Origin of the sequence: Ruegeria sp. HKCCA5763 (assembly GCF_013034545.1) — a bacterium.
GTDB lineage: Bacteria > Pseudomonadota > Alphaproteobacteria > Rhodobacterales > Rhodobacteraceae > Ruegeria.
In genome coordinates, this window is the sequence record NZ_WQGF01000003.1 from 308907 (window position 1) to 328067 (window position 19161).

10 protein-coding genes are annotated in these 19161 nt (G+C 59.0%); 6 read left to right on the plus strand and 4 right to left on the minus strand.

Going from position 1 to position 19161, the window contains the following annotated elements; all coding sequences use genetic code 11:
• Positions 1 to 131 precede the first annotated feature (131 nt).
• Positions 132 to 1094 carry an EamA family transporter gene (locus tag GOV89_RS08050; protein ID WP_171237927.1) on the plus strand — a complete coding sequence of 321 codons (963 nt, stop codon included), beginning with the start codon at positions 132 to 134 and terminating at the stop codon, positions 1092 to 1094.
• On the opposite strand, the gene GOV89_RS08055 is transcribed toward GOV89_RS08050, so the two are convergent.
• Entirely contained in the window at positions 1077 to 1652 is a 576-nt protein-coding gene (locus GOV89_RS08055) for a DUF1285 domain-containing protein (protein WP_254451504.1), read from the minus strand. The two genes, GOV89_RS08050 and GOV89_RS08055, sit on opposite strands and share 18 nt — an antisense overlap.
• Positions 1653 to 1716: 64 nt before the next feature.
• Here GOV89_RS08055 and GOV89_RS08060 point away from each other — a divergent pair, with 64 nt between their 5' ends.
• From GOV89_RS08060 to GOV89_RS08075, 4 genes are read left to right on the plus strand one after another with little or no spacing between them, the layout of a single operon-like run.
• A complete protein-coding gene (locus GOV89_RS08060; RefSeq protein WP_171237929.1) occupies positions 1717 to 2724 on the plus strand; it encodes a MoxR family ATPase in 1008 nt (335 codons plus the stop codon).
• Entirely contained in the window at positions 2721 to 3596 is an 876-nt protein-coding gene (locus GOV89_RS08065; RefSeq protein WP_171178380.1) for a DUF58 domain-containing protein, read from the plus strand. The genes GOV89_RS08060 and GOV89_RS08065 overlap by 4 nt, the downstream gene beginning before the upstream one ends.
• On the plus strand, positions 3593 to 6355 hold the full coding sequence (locus tag GOV89_RS08070) for a DUF4159 domain-containing protein (RefSeq protein WP_171178378.1): 2763 nt from the start codon (positions 3593 to 3595) through the stop codon (positions 6353 to 6355). The genes GOV89_RS08065 and GOV89_RS08070 overlap by 4 nt, the downstream gene beginning before the upstream one ends.
• Positions 6352 to 8394, plus strand: a complete 2043-nt coding sequence (locus GOV89_RS08075) for a hypothetical protein (protein ID WP_171178375.1) — start codon at positions 6352 to 6354, stop codon at positions 8392 to 8394. Before GOV89_RS08070 ends, GOV89_RS08075 begins: the two co-directional genes overlap by 4 nt.
• On the opposite strand, the gene pbpC is transcribed toward GOV89_RS08075, so the two are convergent.
• Complete coding sequence (gene pbpC, locus GOV89_RS08080) at positions 8391 to 10427, minus strand: penicillin-binding protein 1C (RefSeq protein WP_371810616.1); 2037 nt, start codon at positions 10425 to 10427, stop codon at positions 8391 to 8393. The two genes, GOV89_RS08075 and pbpC, sit on opposite strands and share 4 nt — an antisense overlap.
• Positions 10428 to 10463: 36 nt before the next feature.
• Complete coding sequence (locus GOV89_RS08085) at positions 10464 to 15890, minus strand: alpha-2-macroglobulin family protein (RefSeq protein WP_171237930.1); 5427 nt, start codon at positions 15888 to 15890, stop codon at positions 10464 to 10466.
• A gap of 116 nt (positions 15891 to 16006) precedes the next feature.
• On the opposite strand from GOV89_RS08085, the gene GOV89_RS08090 reads away from it, so the two are divergent.
• Complete coding sequence (locus GOV89_RS08090) at positions 16007 to 18265, plus strand: response regulator (protein ID WP_171237931.1); 2259 nt, start codon at positions 16007 to 16009, stop codon at positions 18263 to 18265.
• Positions 18266 to 18344: 79 nt separating this feature from the next.
• Here the strand turns inward: GOV89_RS08090 and yaaA are convergent, their stop codons facing one another.
• Entirely contained in the window at positions 18345 to 19115 is a 771-nt protein-coding gene (gene yaaA / locus GOV89_RS08095; protein WP_171178369.1) for a peroxide stress protein YaaA, read from the minus strand.
• Positions 19116 to 19161 lie beyond the last annotated feature (46 nt).

Sequence of the window (19161 nt, forward strand, 5' to 3'; positions counted from 1 at the left end):
TGGTTTCCGGGGAAGGGACTGAAAACGACAAGTTGTCGAAAATCGGCCAGATCATGGACAAAGGATCAGGGACAGTCGGGCTGTAGCAGCGAATCATTTTTCACGCTGAACCAACAAAAAGGTCTAAACTCATGGCCATGAGCCCTGAACCCGTGCGCGGGGCGGCAGTTTCTTTGCCTGCTGGCCGTAACTCGGTCCTGTCCGGGAATGGTCTGGCAGTGGCTTCGATGATGACGTGGGCTGCGGGTTTCCCTGCCGCTGAGGTCCTGTTGCAAAGCTGGCCACCTGTCGCACTGCTGGCTGCGCGTCTGGCAATGGCCGTGGCTGTGATGTTGCCGCTTTGGTTCATTCTGGACGGGCCCAGCCGCGTACTGAGGGCCAAATGGGGTCGGGCAATGATCATCGGCGGTTTCGGTTTCGGGATCGGTATGTTCCTGTTGATCCTTGCACAGAAACTGACAGATCCCGTTACCGTTGCAATCATTGCGTCCTGCGCTCCGCTGGCGGCAACATTGCTGGAACTTGCCGCTGGCACGCGCCGTTTAAAGTGGAACTTTGCCCTTGGTGTCTTGGTGTCGATTGTAGGTGGATTGATAGCAACAAGCGCCGGTTCACCGGCACAACTGGGGCTGGGCGCGGTCTGCGCAATCGCTTCAGCCGGTCTGTATTGCTGGGCCAGCATGGCGACGGCACGGGACTTTCCCGAGCTCAGCCAGATCAGCCGCACAACGATCACGTTTACCGGCGGATTGCTGATGGCCAGTGCTCTGTGTTTTGTTTCTGCGCAAATGGGTATGGACGTGATGCCGCGTACGTCAGTTGATGCGCAGCAAGTTGGGATGCTTGTGATCTATGCACTGATTGCCATGGGGCTCAGCCAGGTTCTGTTCATCGCTTCGGTTGGTAAACTGGGCGTTGCATTGGCGTCGTTCCACATCAACATCGCACCGTTCTACGTGATGCTGATCATGCTGATGCTGGGGGATGACTGGAACTGGACCCGCGCGCTGGGCGCGGGTGTTGTTGCTGTGGCCGTTGTTTTGGCGCAGGATCGTGCGCCTCGACAGTCCCGAGGATCAGCCAAGGTCGGTTGACGGGATCAGCCCAAAGAATTCCTGGCCTGACCAAACGCCAAACCAGCCGTCATGGTGGGTGCCAATCTCGACCAGGCGGTAGAAACTTTTGCGATCTATGCGTGCTTCAAGATCGGAACGGATCATGATGTAGGGTGAAGGTTCGCTTGTCACCGGGTCAATAACGATCCGGATCGGATGATCTGAACCTGCAACAGCATGATCGCCTACATGAGTTGTAAAGGTCAGGTTTTGCTGCTCGCCTTCGCCTTCACGATCAAAATCCACGGCGACAAATGGGGCGTCTTCAACAGTGATTCCCACCTTCTCGACCGGTGTGACGAGGTAGTATTTCCCATCTTCTTTCTTAAGAATTGAGGAAAATAGCTTCACCAGCTCGAAACGGTTGATAGGCGAGCCTAAATAACTCCAGGTGCCATCTTGTGCGATATGGATGTCCAGATCGCCGCAAAACGGGGGATTCCAAAGGTGAACGGGCAGTAAACCCTTGGTTTTGGCCGCTTTGACTGATGCAGCCAGACCATCCGGCGACGGTTTCACAGGTTTTTGTCCGCTCATTGCTTTTGCCATTTCCTCGTAGCGCGATACACTTCAATCATATTAGTCCACGGAAGGGAAAGTCATGACCGAACCTGCCGACCTCGTAGCCGAGATCGAAGCGCTGGAAAACAACCTGCAAGAGGCCAAGGCCTCGATCACCCGCCGCTTCATCGGGCAGGAAAGGGTCGTGGATCTGACTCTGACCGCGCTGTTATGCGGTGGTCATGCCCTGCTGATCGGTTTGCCGGGGCTGGGAAAAACGCGGTTGGTCGAAACGCTTTCGACCGTGATGGGCTTGAACGGCAACCGCATTCAGTTCACGCCCGACCTGATGCCCGCAGATATTCTTGGGTCCGAGGTTCTGGATACTGCCGATGACGGTTCACGGCATTTCCGTTTTATCTCTGGCCCGATCTTTTGCCAGCTGCTGATGGCTGACGAAATCAACCGCGCCAGCCCGCGAACTCAGTCGGCTTTGCTGCAAGCGATGCAGGAACGCACGGTAACTGTGGCAGGCGAAGACCGCTCGCTTGGGACGCCTTTCCACGTATTGGCCACGCAAAACCCGATCGAACAGGAAGGGACCTATCCGCTGCCCGAGGCGCAGTTGGACCGTTTTCTGGTTCAAATCGACGTCGAATACCCGGATCGGCAGACCGAACGTGATATTCTGCTGGCCACGACGGGTGTGGAAGAGGAAGACGCGCACCAGATTTTCAGCAAGGAAGACCTGTTGGCGGCCCAAGTCCTGCTGCGCCGGATGCCGGTGGGTGAATCGGTGGTCGAACTGATCCTTGATCTGGTTCGCGCGTTCCGCCCCGAAGAAGCAGGCGCGTCCGAACGCGTTTCAGAAACCGTGGCTTGGGGCCCCGGTCCTCGCGCGGCGCAGGCGCTTATGATGACAGTGCGCGCGCGTGCGATGCTTCAGGGGCGGTTGGCTCCGAATGCCGAGGATGTTCTGGACATGGCGCGCCCGGTGCTGAGCCACCGGATGGCGTTGAACTTTGCGGCGCGGGCGCGCGGTGACAGCCTTGCCGAGCTGATTGACTCGACGGCTGCCGGTCTGATCCGCACCGAGGCTGCGGCGTGAATGCTGCGCTGACCCTTCGCGAAAGATCCGAGGCCGAAGCGTCCCGGCTGCCGCCGCTTTTGGCGCGGGCCGAGCATTTGGCCGGGACCGTCCTGTTGGGCGATCACGGGCGTAGGCGCTCGGGTATGGGCGATGATTTCTGGCAATACCGCCCCGCGCAAATCGGGGATAGCCGCCGGATGATCGACCACCGCCGTTCAGCGCGGGGGGATCAGCAGTTTGTGCGCGAGCGCGAATGGCAGATCGCGCAATCGGTGATGCTCTGGGTCGATCAGGGTGCTTCCATGCGGTTCGCGTCTGACAAATCGCTGCCGACAAAGGCGGATCGCGCCCGGCTGTTGGGGCTGGCAACCTCGATCCTGCTGGTACGTGGCGGTGAACGTGTCGGTCTTACAGGTACAACCTTGCCGCCCCGGCGCGGCAACGCGCAGATCATCCGTTTGGCGCAAGCCTGGTCTGAAGATGATCAAACGGATTACGCCCCGCCTGAACACCGTGCCATGATTCCTCATGCCCGCGCCGTGTTTATCTCGGATTTCCTTGGCCCCATGGACGAAGTTGAATTGGCCCTGACCAAAGCGGCTGACCGTGGCGTGCGCGGTGTGGTGCTGCAAGTACTTGATCCGGGCGAAGAGACATTTCCCTATCGCGGGCGCACCATTTTCGAAAGCGTCGGAGGATCTGTCCGGCACGAAACCCTCAAGGCGGCTGAGTTGCGGGACCGCTATTTGGCACGTCTTGCGCGCCGCAAGGATGCCCTGACGCAGTTGTGCCGTGCAACCGGCTGGCAACTGGGCCTGCATCATACGGGTGATAGTGCACAAGCGGCTCTATTGTGGCTTTATCGAGCTTTGGATGGGGGCACGCGATGACGGTTCTTGCGGGCATAGGCTTTACCGCGCCATGGGTTTTGCTGGGTCTTCTAACCCTGCCGATACTGTGGCTGATTCTGCGCGCTGTACCGCCCGCACCGATCCGCCGGATGTTCCCGGCGGTTACGCTGTTGTTGGGGCTGAAGGATGACGAAAGTGTTTCCGACCGTACGCCATGGTGGCTGTTGCTGCTTCGGATGCTTGCGGCGGCAGCCATCATCATCGGCCTGGCCGGGCCAGTTCTGAACCCCTCGCGTGATGAGACTGGCACAGGGCCGCTTCTACTGGTGCTGGATGCCAGTTGGGCCGGTGCCACGCGCTGGTCGGCCACGCTGGATCAGCTTGACACGCAACTGACCGAGGCCGGACGCGCGGGTCGCACGGTTGCCATAATACGTTTGACCGAGCCGGAAACACCTGTTTTTCAAGCGGCGGAAGCATGGCGTGGGCGTCTTCCTGGTCTGACTCCGAACCCTTGGCAACCGACTGCAGATCAGATTTCGCAAGCCATTGCCGCTTTGGATGCAGTTGATGGCGGCTTTGACACTCACTGGTTTAGCGACCGTTTGGACTATACCCAGCATACCAGTTTGGTTTCTGCCGTGCAGGCACGTGGTGATGTGACGGTGTATCAGGCGGCATCCAGGCCCATTGCGATCCAGCCCGCGGCCTACCAAGACGGTCTTATCCAACTGACCGTGCAACGCGCGGGACCCGGCCCGGAAGAGCGGGTGACGGTTCTGGCGCAGGGGCGTGATCCGGCAGGCACGGCGCGGGTGCTGCATTCGGTAGACCTGACCTTAGATGCCGGGGAAACCACGGCGCAGATCGAACTGGCACTGCCGTCGGAATTGCGCGCGCGCATCACGCGTTTCGAAATTCAGGGCCAAAGATCCGCCGGGACTGTGACTCTGACCGATGACAGCTTGCGTCGTCGCGAGGTTGCGCTGATTGCCGGAACCCTGAACCGTGAAGGGCTGGAGCTGTTGTCGCCCCTACATTATCTGACACAGGTTCTGATCCCCACGGCGGATTTTGTCGATGGGGGTCTGCTTGAGGTTCTGCCTGCGAACCCAGATGTGATCGTTCTGTCGGATGTCGCGCAGATGTCGGATGCGGAAGAGACCGGTCTGATCGAATGGGTCGAACAGGGCGGCCTGCTGCTGCGGTTTGCCGGTCCGCGCATGGCAGCCAGCGATCTGGGGCGGGATACCGAAGACACCCTGTTGCCCGCGCGGCTGCGCAGCGGCGGGCGATCTGTCGGTGGAGCGATGAGCTGGGGTGAGGCCAAGACCTTGGCTCCGTTCCCCGAGAATTCACCGTTCTATGGTTTGGACATCCCAGGCGATGTGGTTGTTTCGACTCAGGTAATGGCCCAACCAGACCCTAATCTTGCGGATCGCGTGATTGCTTCGCTGTCAGATGGAACACCTTTGGTGACGCGCAAAGCGCTGGGATTGGGGCAGGTGGTGCTGTTCCACGTGACCGCCGATGCGGAATGGTCCAGCCTGCCGCTTTCGGGTCTGTTTGTCGAAATGCTGGATCGTCTGGCCGTGGCCTCTGCTGCGAAGTCTCGGCAAGAGGCGCAGTTGCAAGGCACCACGTGGGAGCCAGTGCAGATCATGGACGGGTTTGGCACATTGTCAGACGCTGGCACTTTGGCTGGTGTGGACGGTGTGCAGTTGATTTCGGGACAGATCGGGCCGGATTTGCGTCCGGGTCTATATGAAAGTGGCAAACAGAAACTGGCGCTGAACGTTGTTTCCGAGGATACTGAACTTCGTCCGGTGGTCTGGCCTGCCAATGTGCCGATCAAGGGGCAAGAGGCCAGCACTGAAACGCCGCTGTCGGGTCTGCTGCTTAGCCTTGCTTTGATCTTGCTCACAATCGACGTGGTTGCGTCGCTGGCTTTGTCTGGCCGATTGGGCTTGGCGCGTGCTGCTGCTGGGGTTCTGGCGGCGTTTCTGCTGGTGCCCGAGGTTCAGGCGCAGACGCCGGAGGACACTGAGTTCGCCTTGGCAGCGACGCATGAACTTGTCTTAGCCCATGTGCTGACTGGCGACGCGCAGGTGGACGAGATTGCGCAGGCCGGTCTGCGAGGATTGGCGCAAACCTTGTTTTATCGCACCTCCGTCGAACCGGCCGACCCCATAGGTGTGGACCTTGAACGTGATGAGCTCGCATTCTTCCCGCTGCTCTACTGGCCGATTTCCCCGAGCCAGCCTCAACCTTCCGCCGAAGCCTATGCGAAACTGAACGCCTATTTGCGCTCGGGTGGGATGATCCTGTTCGACACACGTGACGCGGATATCGCTGGCTTCGGCGCGTCCAGCCCGAATGGCCGCAAGTTGCAGCAACTGGCTGCACCGCTGAATATCCCTGCGTTAGAGCCGATTCCACGTGATCACGTCCTGACCAGAACGTTCTATCTGTTGCAGGATTTCCCGGGCCGTTATTCTGGCACGGAAGTCTGGGTGGAAGCTGCGCCACTGGACGCGGAACAGATCGAAGGGATGCCGTTCCGCAACCTGAACGACAATGTGACTCCGGTGGTTATCGGCGGTAATGATTGGGCTGGGGCCTGGGCTGTGGATCGCAATGGGCAGGCCCTGCTGCCTGTCGGGCGCGGCTATGCCGGGGAACGTCAGCGCGAGTTGGCCAATCGTTTTGGTGTCAATTTGGTAATGCATGTGCTGACCGGGAATTACAAATCCGATCAGGTCCACGTGCCCGCCCTTCTGGACAGGTTAGGACAATGACCGGAACCGTCATATTCGACCCACTGATCCCTTGGCCTATTTTGGCCGCTGTGGGTGCGATTGCCGTGGCTGGGGTTGTGTTGGCCCTGTGGCGTGGCTTGTCGGGTTGGGCGCTGCGGGGTTTGGCGGCTTTGGTGGTTCTGGCGGCTCTGTCCGGCCCGGTCTATCAGATCGAAGATCGCGCACCGCTGACAGATATCGTCCTGATGATCGAGGATGAAAGCGCCAGCCAGACGCTTACGGACAGGGCTGAACAAACTGCACAGGCAGCCGAGGCACTTGCTGCTGAGATTGAGGCGCGCAACAACACGGAACTGCGCCGCATTCAGGTTGGCGACGGGGATGGGGATGAGGGCACGCAGATCATGGCGGCTCTGAATGAGGCATTGGCCGAAGAACCCCGCGCTCGGATCGCTGGCATTCTGGTGGTGTCGGACGGGATTGTGCACGATGTCGATCAGGCCCCGGACCTGCCTGCACCGATGCACCTTCTGCAAACCGGGCGCGAAAGTGATTGGGATCGCAGGCTTATCGTCCGCAATGCGCCGGCCTTTGCCATTATTGGCGAGCCGGTCACATTGACCCTTCGGGTGGAAGACAGTGGTGCGGCACCAGCGGGCGCGGCGACTGCGCCACTAGAGATTTCGGTCGATGGCGGCGCGCCGGAGCAGTTCAGTGTTCCCATTGGTCGTGATGTAGAACTGCCCATCACGCTGCCCCATGGCGGGCGCAACGTTATCCAGTTCTCTGTTCCGCAGGCCGAGGGTGAATTAACTGATCGCAACAACACTGCGCTGATCCAGATGAATGGCGTTCGGGATCGTCTGCGTGTTTTGCTGGTCTCGGGCGAACCGCACCCCGGTGGGCGCACATGGCGTAACCTGTTGAAATCCGACAGTTCGGTCGATTTGGTGCATTTCACCATTCTGCGCCCGCCTGAGAAACAGGATGGCGTGCCTGTCGATGAGCTGTCCTTGATCGCCTTTCCAACGCGTGAACTGTTTCTGGAAAAGATCAACGATTTCGATCTGATCATCTTCGACCGCTACAAGCGGCGTGGCATCTTACCTGCGATCTATCTGGACAATGTCACAAGTTACATCAATGACGGGGGCGCGGTTCTGATCGCCGCTGGTCCCGATTTCGCCAGTGCCGACAGTATCTTCCGATCTCCTTTAGCACCGATCTTGCCGGCGCAGCCTTCGGCACGGGTGTTCGAGGAACGTTATGTGCCGATGGTCAGCGACTTGGGGCAACGGCATCCGGTAACAACCAATCTGGGCGATTCCGAGGATTGGGGGGCTTGGTTGCGCCAGATCGACGTGAACCACCGCTCGGGCGAGGTTCTGATGACTGGCATCGAAGAACGGCCACTGCTGGTTCTGGACCGTGTTGGCGAGGGGCGCGTTGCGATGCTGGCATCCGACCACGCTTGGTTGTGGAGTCGCGGCTTTGAAGGTGGCGGTCCGCAGCTGGAGCTGCTGCGCAGGTTGGCTCATTGGATGATGAAGGAACCCGAACTGGAGGAAGAAGCGTTATGGGCCGAGGCGAACGGTCAATCCATGCGCATCATTCGCCAGACGCTGGAAGACGAGGTCGGGCCGGTTACGGTAACGCGTCCAAACGGTGAGACACTAGAGATCACTTTGCAAGAGGTCTCTCCGGGCCGGTTCGAAGCACAATACTATGGGCCTGAGATCGGTCTGTACCGGTTGCAGGAAGGCGACCATATGGCCGTGATTGGCCTTGGCCCCGCCGCACCGAAAGAGTTTGAACGCACCATCGCAACCGATGATGTTTTGGAACCGACCTTGGCTAGTATGCGGGGTGGCGTGATCCGTTTGGAAGACGGTTTGCCATCAATCCGCAACGTACGCGCAGGGCGTCCTGCGGCTGGTCGGGGCTGGATCGGTCTGACCCCGCGCGATGCCTACGAGACGCGGGATGTTACGCAGGCCGGTCTGCTGCCCCCTTGGCTGGTTTTGCTACTGGCAGGAGGGTTCCTGCTGGGCGGTTGGCTGCGCGAGGGGCGGCGCTAATCAATCCTGATTGCGGCCCGGTCCGATTGGCCCTGCGAATCCACCACAACAAGCGAGGTGAAACCGGCCCCCGGATTGGGGATTTCGAACTCTCGTTGCCGCTGTCCGGTCAGCACGGGCACGCCATCCGCCAGCACTGAAAATGGCGCGACACCCCCGCGTAGTTTGACCGTTAGGGGTGCTCCAAGTGTCTCTAACACGGCGCTTTCAGGCGGAAATAGCAGATTCGGAGCGGAGTGATCATTTTGGAAAGCCGCCGTGCGAGGTCGGAAACGTTGCAAGGGTTGGGGCAATTGCGCAGCGCCCACCAACAAGGTCGAGGGCGGCGGCGGGCGCAGCGGGGTAAGCGCGGGTTTCAGCAGGCTGAAGGCTTCGGCCAGAAGCGGCGCGGCAAGATCGCCTCCGAACGCGCCGGGAACGGGCGTTCCATCTGCACGACCTAACCAGACCCCAATGACGTGCTGACCGTCAAAGCCGATGGCCCAGGCATCTCGGTGACCATAAGATGTGCCGGTTTTGTAGGCCAGCGCCCCTGTCGCGCCGCCTGCGGGTGGTGAAAGCCCGGCCAGAATGTCGGCAACCTGCCAGGCAGAGGTTTCTGACATAACGCGCGGGGTTTGCAGCGTATCCCCCAAGGCATCGTGGTGCAGAATCGGGCCTTGTCCACCGCCTGCCAGAGCGGCGTAGATTTGTACAAGGTCGTGCAGACTTAACCCCACACCGCCCAATGAGATCGCCAAGCCGGGCGTGCCACCGTTCAGGCGCGGTTCTGATCCGGCCAAGCGTAATGCCACCATGATACGCGCTGGCCCCAGCGCGTTTGTCAGACGCACGACCGGAATGTTGAGCGACAATTGCAGGGCGTCCCGTACCCGGACATCGCCACGGAATGCCCCATCAAAATTGCGCGGGGCGTAGCGGCCATACATTACGGGGCTGTCGCTGATCAGAGTTTCGGGATGGGCCAGTCCCTGATCGAAGGCCAGCCCGTAAACCAGAGGTTTCAGGGTCGATCCAGGCGACCGCAGTGCTTGTGTCATATCCACAAACCCCTGTCGGGCATCCTGATACCCGGCGGACCCGACTGAGGCCAGAACCTCGCCACTGCGATGATCGGCCACGATCAGAGCGCCAGACACGCGTGGTCCGGCGCGCGTGGCGGCCTGCATGACTATAGCTTCCAACCGGGCCTGTAACCCGGCATCAAGGGTTAGATCAAAGGCGCTTGTTTCGGGTGTTTGCCGCTTTACACGATCGGTCAGATGCGGTGCCAGGCGCGGAAATGGTTTCATCCGATCCGGCAGGGGCTCCGTCAGAGCTGCGCGTGTTTCAGCGGCTGTCAGGACGCCATGACGTTCAAGCCTGCGCAGAACCCGGTCACGTGCTTCTCGGGCTGCGTGTAGCTGGCGATCCGGGCGTCGAGCCTCTGGAGATTGCGGCAGAGCAACCAACAGCGCTGCTTGCGCCGGGGTCAACCGGGCTGCCTCTTTGCCAAACCACGCACGGGTGCCGGCGCGGATACCTTCCAGATTACCGCCGTAAGGCGCATGTGTCAGATAGAGGCTTAGGATTTGCTGTTTGGTCAGTTGCCGCTCCAACGCCAATGCGACCCTAACCTGACGGATTTTACCGCTCCAACGTCCCGTCGGCCCGTCCTCAATCAGCCGCGCGACCTGCATGGTCAGCGTAGACCCACCCGATACCTTACGCCCATTCCACAGGCTTTGCCCTGCTGCCCGCAGCATCGCTATCAGGTCCACACCGTGGTGACTCCGAAACCGCTTATCCTCGTACCGGATCAGCATGGAGGTGAAATTTGGATCGACTGTGCCTGGCTGCAGTCTCCAGATGCCATCCTCAACCGGGAACGCACGCAGGAGGTCTCCGTTCCGATCTCGTATCTCAACCGAGGTTTCGGCCAGAACAGGTGGTAAAACGGTGGCGCCGACCCATTGGTCAACGCCATCCCGTGCCAGCGCCGTCAAATAGAGGGCACCGACCAGTGCAAGCAGCAGACGCGACGGCCTAGGCACGACAGCCACCCGGGCATTGATATGTTGCAAAGCTGATCAATGAACCTCAACCCGACCGGTCGCTGTGCGTGCCCGATTCTGCGGGCGATACATATCCTCAACTGAGGCCGCAGGATGATGGAAGATACCCGGCGTAACAGCGCGCGCCACGTAGGCCAGCGTTACCGTTTCACCGCCGGACAGATCAACCGCAGCAAGGAAACGGTCAGAACGGAACTCGGTATGAGTTGCCTCAGACAGGTCCAGCCAGTCCAGCGACCGTACATCGCCTGAACGCAGCAGACTGGGGTTGTCGATTTCGATCCCGGCGGCAAGTGGATCATCGACCATCAGCCGCCCCCCGCCGCTTTCGAACGGGGTCACTGTCAGAACCGTGACAAACCTTTCGCCGGTTTCAAAGCTGTTGGCGTCAATCGGATCGCCATCCATCGAGTAATATTGTCGTTCGATCGAATAACTGGTGCCGCCCGCTTCGGGCGGAACCTCAGGGATCCCGGTGACTGTCAGGGTGATGTCCGTGGCTTGGCCGTCACTTGCCGTGATGTTGACCTCATCCGCCTGACCAGACTGCAGCACCTGCACAAACGGACCAGACACCTGAGAGCCGTTGACGGTCAAGCCCGATCCAGTCGGATCAGACACCAGCGCATGGGCGGCTAAAAGCGACCACGTTGCCTCTTGCGTGGACAACGGGGCGCGACTGGCGCTGACACGTTGGATCAGTGCGTCGCGATTGACGGCCTCACTGCCCGCGCCCACGGCAAGAGTCAACAGACCTGCCGCATCCCGCAGGTGCGTGCCAAAATCCGCGCGCCAGTAATTTTCCTGCTCATCCGGAACTTGTTCCAACATGCGAGCGGCGCGGTTGAACATCGCGTCCGCCCGGGTCTGATCGCCGTAAGATGCAAGTGCTGCGCCCAATTGTGCGGCCGCCAATGGGGTGTCGAACGCATCCCCTTTGACATCTGCATAGTAGCGCAGATCACCCATCGATGCCGCGCCTTCTCGTGCCAAAACCATCAGGGCATAGGCAATATCCTGACCGCCTTCGTCGAAATCTGGCGCGTAATTGACCCTATTTCGTAGGTTATCCATGGCCTGGGCAAAGGCGCGATCCGGCACAGGGTATCCCTGTGCGCGCGCACGGGACAGGAAGTCCGTCACGTAAGCGTCCAGCCAGAAATCCCCACTGTCTGCACGCCAAAGGCCAAAGGCACCATTGGCTGCCTGACGGGTCAGGATGCTGCGAATGGACTCTGCGATGCGCTGATCCACCACCGGACCGTCCCCCAGCCCCGAGGCCTGCGCGACGGATGACAGATAAAGCAGCGGCAGGGCTTTGCTGGTGATCTGTTCCGTGCAGCCATAGGGGTAACGGTTCAACTGATCCAACAGACCGGGCGTGTCGAACTTTGCCAAAGCTCCGGCGGATAAGATGGCCTTGGCCGAACCGGGCTGGAACCCGTCAAATACGTCCTGTGAAAACAGGAAGCTGTCCCCGGCCCCTAACGCGAAACGTCTTGTCTGTGCAATCACCGGATCATTGGCACGTATGGGCATGCGCAGGGTTTGCGACAAGTCGCGCCCGTCCGGTGTGGTGATCGAGACACTGATTTCGGGATCGCCAACAACGCTGGCTGTGACGGGGATGTCAAAGATCGCCTTGCCACCGTTCTCCAACACAAAGTTGGTCGGTGCCTCACCCAGTTTCAATCCACCGGAAGCCGTCAGACCAAGTACCATGTCCCCGGGTGTGCCATCGGCATGAACGATCTCAAGCCGCATTCGGCTTTGATCGCCGGGGGCAAGGAAACGGGGCAGGCTGGCGGTGACGACCACCGGATCGCGGACGATCATATCGGCTTCGGCCTGCCCGACCGCTTTGGGTGACCACGCGACAGCCATCAATCGGACAGTGCCGTTGAAGGCGGGTAGGGGAATGTCCACCTCAACCTCTCCGTCCGGGCCGACTTGAACCGGGCCGCTGAACACAGCCATCAAGTCTTGCGTCGGAGGCGGGGATTGGCGGCGCATGCCGTTGTCGGCGTCACCACCGGAACGGACGGTACCCATCGCTCCGGTCATGCCGTCGATCAGGCGCCCGTAAACGTCGCGCAGATCCACGCCAAGACGACGTTGCCCAAAGTAATATTCCTGCGGATCCGGGCTTTCGAATCCAGTCAGGTTCAGAATGCCCACATCCACTGCAGCCAGTGTTAGCCAGACAGGATCATTCTCCGAGGCATTTTCGACCCTAACACGGGCTTTTTGCGTTTGCCGTGGAGATGTGACCTCGGGCACATCAATAACGACTTCCAGCTTGCGATCTGCTGGATCAATGGTGGCATGTGCCACGCCCATCGCACGCGCCGGGTTTTGACCTGCTGCGACGTTCATCGGGCGGATGACCGTGGCGGTGACATAAGCCCCCGCGCCCCAATCTTCGGTCACTTCGATCGGGATTACGGTTTCACCTTCCGGCACGTCCACCATTTGGCGATGGATCAGCCGGTTCGACAGGATTTCGATCTGGGCGACGCCCGCCATGCGCGGGACGATCCGTAACTGCGCGGTATCGCCTGCGCGAAAGCTGTCACGGTCCAGCGACATCTCAAGCCGGTCTGGTGTGGTTGACGCATCCGCGGCCTGATACCAGCCCGCATAGAAATCGACAGCGGTTTCGGCATATGTGCCGTCGATGCGCTGGACGACCAGTTCATAACGGCCCCAATCCACGGGCTGCGCCAGTGTCAAAGGATCTGTCGAGATGTCAACTTCGCCGGTGGCAATGCGTGTGCGGCGGGTTGTCGGTTCCCAATTCCAGTTGCCGTACAGCTGATACCACTGATACCGCGTCTCGACCCGGTTCAGAGTCCAACGCAGACGCATCGGACTCGGGCTCAGATCAGGGGCGAGCGCGACGATCTGAAACGCCGCTTCGGTACTTTCGGGAACAACCTGTTCGAACAAAGGTTTGACACCGATCACCGGCTGCGGTGGCAGAACCGGAGCAGACAGGCGACGTTCAACCGGACGGCCAGAGCCATCGGTCAATCGTGCGATGATTTCAGCCTCAATGGGCTTTCCTTCAGTCTCTAACACTGGAATTTCGACGGCCACGGTGGCCTGTCCCGCCGCATCCGTGCGCGTGTTTCCGAAATAAGTGCTTTTGATCACGGCCTCAGCATCGTAGCGGCCAAAGCGGTAACCTTCGTACCCCGGAACGGTGTCCGCGGCGCGCGCGATGACCTGTCCGTCAATGCTCAGGTCAGATCCCGGCGCACCAAACAGATAGCGCGAATCTATGGAAAGCGGTGGGCTATCGCCGGGCCGCAAGGGCGCGTCGGGTAGGGTCAGATCGAAATCGATACGTTCAGGCAGAAAATCCTCGACCAGTACCGTCTGACGCGCCAGTGCCTCGCCTTTGGGATCAGATTTAATCTCAATCTTCCATGCTCCACGCGGTACGTCGATGGCGACAGGCAAAGCAAAGACATGCCCCCCGGCAATGCCCCCGTCCGAGACAGACCGACGGTATTCCACCCCGTCCGGACGATACAGGATCGCGGTCAGTGGCAACGCTTCAATGGCCTGTGCTTCACCATCTCGGGACAGCGCGGTGACATGGATGACCTCTCCGGCACGATAGGCACCCCGATCCGTGGTCAGGAAGACATCAACCGGCCCCGCAGGCGCGCGCCCTTCAACGCCGCGATCCGACAGATCAAAGGCGGGATCGGTGAGGGACAAAAAGCTGAAATCGCTGTCTCCGGCAGAGGCCATCACCAAGGCAGGCGCACTGGCCCCTTTTCCGCGGATCAGGCCTGGATCGAATCTGGCATAGCCCGTTTCATCGGTCCGCGCGGTTGCAATGACCGCGTTCGCATTTGTGACCAGCGAAACCTCGACGTCCTGACGCGGTGCCGCATCGCTGAGGCCGCGCACCGTTACGTGCAGCCCATCGGTGCCAAGCGCGGTGCTGATCCCCAGATCAGACAACACAAACCACTGCGTCGCGCCGGGGTCGTCATAAGGATCAGCCCCCGGAACACGGGCTGTCAGCGCATAGATGCCTGCAGACTGACCAGCGATGGCCTCTGCCATAGGAAGGCGCGCCGTCATGGTTTGGTTCAACTGATTGGATACCTCGGCAGTGCCGGTCCAGATATCCTCGGCAATCTGGTCCGAGAATTCCTCTTCCTGCCATTCGCTGAGCGGACGGCCAAAGAAGTCCTGTTGCACGGCTCGCAACAGGTTCCGGTCGCTGATCCGCCGCAGGATCAGATCCAGCTCGGTGACGTTGACCGTTTCGACCGGCAAAGCCGCATCCGCAGATTTCGGGAGGACATAGCTGCGCCCGGGAAAGCGAACCGAAGGCGTTCGGTCGCGCACGTAATGGGTCAGTTCAACGTTTCGGTTCAGTACTTCACCCGAGGCAGCTGGCAACCCTTGCCGCAGTGTCACGCGATATCGCTGGCCATGCGCGACCCCGTCGACGCAAAGCTGTTTATCCTCAGCCTGTACGACCAACCCGACATCGCCACGCTGCACAAACGGATCATAGTCCACGCCGGCCTTGACCAGGGGTTCGGAAAACTCAACACAGATCCGGGGGGCGGCAGCATCGCTTTCGACCGAGCTATCGACAACGCGGAAGCCATATTTTGCAATGGCATCGTCGAGTGCGGCCAACACATCCTCGCGCGGTTGCACTTGCTCGGCCAGGCGCAGCACTGGAACCATGTCACGCCCGCGCTCAACTTCTTCCAGCGCGTTTGCCATAGTCATCAGAGCCATAATCTGGGTGCCCGGGGTCTCGGCGCGCAGATAGCCATTGATCGCAGCGTTCAATGCACGATTGCGCAAATCCCGTCGTTCGCTCCAGCCCGAGGGGTTCATAATCAGCAATAGTCGCGCGTATTCCACCCACAGGTCCGGCGCATCGCTGAGAGACACGGCAACGCCGGTCCATTGCATCGCTTGCGTCGCACTGCCCGCGCTACGCGCTGCGTCCAACACAGCTTTCAGGTCGTAACCGCCGGCAGGATGCAGGAATCCCAGGTTGCGCGCCTGATCTGTCGCCCGCTTCAAATCAGCAGAACCCAGAACGCTCAACGCTGCCGCACGGGTTTTGCCCAATTTCAGAGCCTGTTCTGAGGTCGTTACCTTTTGCGCGGAAAGCGCCCCTTGATACGCCTCCTGCCGGGTCACCCCGTCCTTGGGAAAGCAGGCATCGGATCGCGTGTTATAGGTGAAAGCAGTGCAGCGATCATTGGCCGAGCATGCCCGAATGCATGATTTCAGATCTGTGTCGAACAGAGCATCCAGATCTGACCCATAAAAGTCCGTGTCCCGGGTGGTTATGTAGCGGAAGTCAGGCACGGCGTTCTGCGCCAGAGCGGTGACGGGCAGGATCAAGAGTGAAAAGATATAAGTTATTGAAATAAAAACAAAGCGGTGCATGTTGCCCTCCTCTTTGTGCTCAACCTTGCATGGCGCGTACCTGTCACGCAACGGCTTAAACAGTTTTTCATTCTCTGCCGCGATGGTGGGACCGGAACGTCCCGGAATCGATTACCATGAGTCTTGCACACAAACTGGCACAGGAACGGCGCGCACGTCTGGCGGCCGAACGTATGCTGGCCTTGAAACAGGCCGAGCTTTCGGCGGCCAACCGTAAACTGGGCCAGCATGCGATGGCATTGACCAAACGCATTGGTGAGACTCAGGCCGAGGTTGAAACCGTCCGCGACGAGAATGAGAAGGTCAAATCCGACCTGACCGTCGCGAATGCCAAGATCGAGGTGGCTGAACGCCGTTTGTGGCATTCTATCCAAACCATTCAGGACGGGTTTGCCTTTTTCGACGGCGATGGCAGATTGATCGGAGCCAACACCGCTTATCTAAGTGTTTTTGACGGTTTGGATGAGGTGGTGCCTGGGATAACATATCCCCGCATTCTAGAATTGTTGACAACCGAAGGCATTGTCGACATCGGCGATGACACGGCTGATGCGTGGCGCGCCAGGATGCAGGCACGCTGGAAACGCGCTAATCCTCCACCCATCGTACTGCAACTGTGGAACGGGCAATACATCCGCCTGATTGACCAGCGGGGAAATGGTGGTGACGTGGTTAGTCTTGCGCTCAACATCACGGCGTCGGTTCGGCATGAGACCGAACTGACAGCCGCGCGCGAGCGTGCCGAGGCGGCCAACCGCGCAAAGTCAGCATTTCTGGCCAACATGAGTCATGAAATCCGCACGCCGATGAATGGTATCGTCGGGATGAGTGAGCTGTTGGACGAAACCCCTTTGAACGAAGAACAGCGTCTGTACGTCAACACCATCCGCAATTCGGGTGAAGCCTTGCTGGTCATCATCAATGACGTGTTGGACTACTCGAAGATCGAAGCGGACAAGCTTGTTCTTCATCCCGAACATTTCGATCTGGAACGCTGCATTCTCGAGGTTGCGATGCTCTTGCAACCCAGTGTGCGCGACAAGGGCCTGACACTACTGGTGGATTACGACCTGTTCCTGCCCACTCTGTTTGTTGGTGATCCCGGACGGATACGACAGGTTCTGACCAATTTGGTTGGCAACGCGGTCAAATTCACGTCCGAAGGGCATGTTCTAATCCGGGTCACGGGTGTGCCCCACCCGGATAAACAGACCTGCGACATCCATGTTGCCATCGAAGATACAGGCATCGGTATCGAGGCTGAAAAAATCAGTCACATCTTTGGCGAGTTCAATCAAGTTGAAGACGAGCGCAACCGCCAATTCGAAGGTACAGGGCTGGGCTTGGCTATCACAAAACGGCTGATTTCAATGATGGGCGGCACTGTTTGGGTGGAAAGCGAACTGGAGCTTGGGTCCTGTTTCGGGTTTCGCATCTCTCTGCCCACCGCCGAAGGCAAGCAACCCGAGCCGCCGAATCTGGCAGATTGCGTCAAACACGTGATGGTGGTCGAAGATCTGGCCGTAAACCGGGCAATTCTGGCGAAACAGCTAGGCCAGCTGGGTGCTGAAGTGACTGTCTGCGCGTCGGGCAGAGAGGCGCTGTCCTTGATGAATGATCAGATAGAATTGGTGCTGAGTGACCATGATCTGCCTGACATGGATGGGCTGGACCTTGCGACCTCACTCAAGGATCGGGGATGGGGTGACTTGCCGATCATTGTGATGTCCGCAAATCCCGCATTGATCCACGCCCATCCGGCGCGCGACCTCGTAAGTGGCGTTCTTCAGAAACCCATTCCCCGATCAGAGCTGTATGCCAGGTTGATGACTCTGAAAGCCTCACCGCAATCTGATCGAGCGCCGCAGCAGACAAAGTCAGAGTCTAATAAAAAGGATTCCGGATCAAAAACGCTCCGGCGAATGAAGATTCTTGCAGCCGAAGTCAACCGCACTAATCAATTGATCCTGAAAAAGATGCTCAAGACTTTGAACATTGACCTACGATTTGCATCTCATGGGTTTGAGGCGGTTGATATCTATCAGAAGTTCGAGCCTGACTTGATTTTCATGGATATTTCAATGCCCAAGATGGACGGCAAACAAGCCACTGCCGAAATCCGTAGGCTCGAAGTTGAAACCGGCCGACACGTCCCGATCGTTGCCCTGACCGCGCACGCGATGGCTGGGGACGATGAGGGGATATTATCGGCAGGACTCGACCACTATTTGACCAAACCGCTGCACAAAACCCTCATTCATCAGATGATCTTGAACCACCAACCCAGTAACGTGAGACCTGTTGATAAATCCGAACCCGAAGAGTTCATCACAAACCGCTGCGATCAAAAACAGGATCCTGCTTCATCTGGCTAAAAATACCTCGGGGAGCGCGAGGGGCTGGCCCCTCGCTTCCTTCCGTGGCCGCAACCGCGACCAGGTGTTTCAATGATGTTCAGGCTGTATAGGGCCTGACAAAGACCGGTTTGTCCTCTTCAGACAGGTCAGGACGGTATTCATACCCACCAGTGTCAAATTCCAGCAGGGCCTTTGGGTCGGTCAGACGGTGCTGAACGATATATCGCGCCATGGCACCGCGAGCCTTTTTGGCAAAGAAACTTACGATCTTCGGGGTCCCGTTCTTGTCTTCCATAAACACCGGTGTGATGACCCGCAGTTTCAGCGCTTTCAAGTCAACCGCGCCAAAATACTCCTGACTGGCGCAGTTGATCAGAAAGTCACTTCCAATCTCTGCACCTTGGGTATTCAGCGTTTTGCTGAGTTGGTTGCCCCAGTATTCATACAGGTTCTTGCCGCGCCGAGTTTTCAGCTTGCCGCCCATCTCCAGCCGGTACGGCTGAATCGCATCCAATGGGCGCAGCACACCGTACAGCCCTGACAGAATGCGCAAGTGGTCCTGGGCCCACGCCAGTTCCTCGGCATCCAGAGAACTGGCCTCAAGCCCTTGGTAAGTGTCGCCAGCAAAAGCAAGCGCGGCAGGGCGCGTGGCCTCGGCCTCGGGCGTATCCGAAAAGGTGCGATAGCGGTCGCGGTTCAGGCGTGCCAGATCGTCGCTCAGGTTCATCAACTTTTTCAGATCGCCAAGTGTCAGGTTGCGGGCTGTTTTAGATAACCGGATCGCGTCATCCTGAAAGTCGGGTTGTGTGACCGCGACATCCCGCTCTGCCCAGTCCAGCCGCTTGGCCGGGGAAATCACTACCAGCATATCCGCCCTCTTTCCTTACCTGCTTTGGTGTATCTAGGTCGTTTTG